This window comes from Streptomyces phaeoluteigriseus (assembly GCF_001896135.2).
Taxonomy (GTDB): Bacteria; Actinomycetota; Actinomycetes; order Streptomycetales; family Streptomycetaceae; genus Streptomyces; species Streptomyces phaeoluteigriseus.
On the sequence record NZ_MPOH02000019.1, the window covers coordinates 734557 to 737828 of the forward strand.

Annotated in this window: 2 protein-coding genes and 1 pseudogene; all 3 read right to left on the minus strand. The window is 69.9% G+C overall.

Translation table 11 applies throughout. The features are described from left to right. Positions 1-1208 (minus strand): annotated as a pseudogene (locus BM536_RS33000) (acetoin utilization protein AcuC); the annotation flags it as partial. Beyond that, positions 1159-2394 carry an MFS transporter gene (locus BM536_RS33005; protein ID WP_094103831.1) on the minus strand — a complete coding sequence of 412 codons (1236 nt, stop codon included), beginning with the start codon at positions 2392-2394 and terminating at the stop codon, positions 1159-1161. The gene BM536_RS33005 and the pseudogene BM536_RS33000, both read right to left, overlap by 50 nt. A 78-nt stretch (positions 2395-2472) precedes the next feature. Beyond that, entirely contained in the window at positions 2473-3117 is a 645-nt protein-coding gene (locus tag BM536_RS33010; protein ID WP_073500063.1) for an HAD family hydrolase, read from the minus strand. Between the last annotated feature and the right edge of the window lie 155 nt (positions 3118-3272).

Genomic DNA, 3272 nt, shown 5'->3' on the forward strand with positions numbered 1-3272 from the left:
CCGCACACCCACCCCACTCCCCAAGCCAACAACCGCCTAAGCAACAACCCCCGCAACGGAAACACCGCCCGCCGAGTGGCCAACACAGCCTGGTCCAACCGATCCGCGGGGTCGTCACCCCGCTCCCACTCCCCCAGGACACCGGCCACCGCCCATCAGTCATCCGCACCGGCCCCAACTGCCGAGTACGGGCGAAGACCTCCCGCCGCCACCCCTCCGGAATCACCGTCTCCGGCTCCACGGGCCGCCCCGCCGCGATCCCCACAAGATGCGTCCAGGACCGGGGCACGACATCCACCACCGCATATCCGCCCCCACCCAACGCGACCCACTTCCCCCCGGCGTACTCGTGCGCGAGCGCATGACAGGCGACCTGCACAGCCCGCTGCGCATCCAACGACACCGCCAGATGAGCCAAGGGATCCTCGAAGTGCGTGTCAGCCCCATGCTGAGTGACCAGCACATCCGGCCGAAACTCGGCGACCAGCTCCGGCACCACCGCGTGGAACGCCCGCAGCCACCCCGCGTCCCCCGTCCCCAGCCGGGCAGAGCCACATTCACCGCGGCCCCTCCCCGGCCCCCGCCCCGGTCTCCTCCGGCCACCCGGTCTGCGGAAACAACGTCCGAGGATGCTCGTGCAGCGAGATCGTCAGCACCCGCGGGTCCTCCCAGAACGCCGCCTGCACCCCGTCCCCGTGATGCACGTCGACGTCCACGTACGCGACCCGCCGAGCCCCCAGCTCCAACAACCGCGCGATGGCCAGGGACGCGTCGTTGTAGACGCAGAACCCCGCCGCACCCCCCGGCATCGCATGATGCAACCCGCCCGAGAAGTTCACCGCGTGCAGCGCGTCCCCCCGCCACACCGCCTCCGCCGCGCCCACCGACAGCCCGGCGATCAGCGAGGACACCTCGTGCATCCCGGCGAAGGCCGGATCGTCCACCGTCCCCAGTCCGTACGACGTGTCCGCCGCCCGCGGATCGGCGGAAGCGGCCTTGACGGCCTCGATGTAGTCCTCCCGGTGGACGAGCCGCAATGTCGACTCCCCGGCCGGCTTGGCGGACACGACCTCCACCTCCCGGTCGAGCCCGAGGGCATCGACCAGTCGCCGGGTCAGGGCCAGCCGAACCGGATCCATCGGGTGATCCGGACCGAAGTCATACCCCGTTACTGCCTCGTCCCACATCAGCTGTGCGCGGCCGCTCATGCCCGCCACCGTATCGGTTCGGTTGAGGAGCGAACGACCTGGCGTACACGAACGTCACCAGCACCAACACCATCGGAACCGCCATCGCCCCGCGGTAACTCCACGCGTCCCCGAGCGCCCCGACCAACGGCGAACCGACCAGGAAACCGACGTAGTTGAAGACATTGAGCCGGGCGACCGCCGCGTCCGAGGCCCCCGGGAACAGCCTCCCCGCCGCCGCGAACGTCTGCGGCACCAGCACACACAACCCCAGCCCCACCAACGTGAACCCGCCCATCCCCGCCCAGGCCCCCGGCGCCACGGCCACGACCGCGAACCCCGCCGCGGCCACCAACGCCCCCACCCGTACGACCGCCACGGCCCCGAACCGCCGTACCCCGAGGTCCCCCAGCGCCCGCCCGAGCAGCGTGGTCACCATGTAGACGTTGTACGGCACGGTCGCCAGCTGCTCGGAGCTCCCCAGCACGTCCTGGAGGTACTTCGCGCTCCAGTTGGACACGGTCGAGTCCCCGATGTACGCGAACGTCATCACCAGGCACAGCGGCAACAGGGCCTTGAAGACGACACCCCCACCGCCCTCGACCGCACCGGCCGCACCGACGGCCTCCCGCCCGGCCCCCTCCCCGTCGCGCCCGTCGACGTACCACCGACTCCCCACCACCACCGCCGGCAGCAACACGAGCACCACCGGCAGGTACGACACCCACAACGCGAGATGCCAGTGCGCCCCGGCCCACGCCAGCGAGGCCCCCAGGATCCCGCCCAGGCTGTACACCGCGTGGAAGCTGAGCATGATGCTCCGCCCGTACGCCCGCTGGAGGCTCACCCCGAGCATGTTCATCGAGGCGTCCAGCACCCCCACGGCGAGCCCGAAGAGCGCGAGCGCGGAACCCAGCACCACCATCCGGTCCCCCGCCCCCACGCCCAGGAGCGCGAGCAGTACGACCGGCTGGGACCAGCGCAGCAGCCGACTGGGCGGTATCCGCTTCACGAGCCGCTCGGTGGCCACGCTCCCGACCCCGGCGAGGATCGGCACGGCGGCGAGGAACACGGGCAGCAGCGCGTCGGAGACCCCGTACCGGTCCTGGATGGCGGGGATGCGTGTCACGAGCAGCGCGAAGGCGACGCCCTGGGCGAAAAAGCTCAACGCCAACGAGGCCCTGCCGCGCCGCAGCACTTCTGTCATGGCGGCGAGCGTAAGGCCCTGGGGTACTCGTGGGTAGATCCAGCCAAAGATGAATTGAGTTCAGCTTTGCCGACCGGCTCACCTCAGCAGGTCGGCCAACCCCCCCATGTCGGCGAAGAGTCCGGTGGCACCGGCCAGCTTGGCGGCCGGCGTCATCGCGGTGAACCCGTACACGTCCATCCCGGCCGCCACGGCCGCCCGCACGCCGAGCGGGCTGTCCTCGACGACGACGCACCGCTCGGGCGCGACCCCCATCCGCTCGGCCGCGTACAGGAAGAGGTCCGGTGCCGGCTTCCCCTTGCCCACGTCCTGCGCGCTGAAGATCCGCGCGTCGTCGAACCACCGGTCGAGCCCGGTCGCCCGATGCCCCACCCGTATCCGCTCATGGCTCCCGGAGGAGGCGACGCAGTACGGCACCCCGTCCGCGGCTAGCTTCTCCAGCACACCGGTCGCTCCCGCCACGGGCCGCAGCTCCCGTTCGAACGTGGCGAACACCCGTGCGTGAAAGACGTCGTCGAAGTCCGCCGGCAACCGCTGTCCGCTCCGCTCCAGCACCAGGTCGTGAATCCGGTGCATGGCGGACCCCATGTAGTCCCGGATCGAATCCTCGTAGGTGGTCGGATGCCCGAGTTCGGTGAGGTAGGCGGCCAGCAGCCGATTGGAGATCGACTCACTGTCGACGAGCACACCGTCATTGTCGAAGACGACCAGGTCGTAGCGCATGAGCCGATCCTAGGACGGGAAAAGTCCCCGGAAAACAGAAAACCCCCGTGCCGAAGGCACGGGGGTTTCCTAAAGATTGTTCGGCGGCGTCCTACTCTCCCACAGGGTCCCCCCTGCAGTACCATCGGCGCTGTAAGGCTTAGCTTCCGGGTTCG

What these genes read in the sequence shown, in the direction of transcription:
- BM536_RS33005 (WP_094103831.1), bottom strand. Translation starts at nt 2,394, where the DNA reads ATGACAGAAGTGCTGCGGCGCGGCAGGGCCTCGTTGGCGTTGAGCTTT.
- BM536_RS33010 (WP_073500063.1), bottom strand. Translation starts at nt 3,117, where the DNA reads ATGCGCTACGACCTGGTCGTCTTCGACAATGACGGTGTGCTCGTCGAC.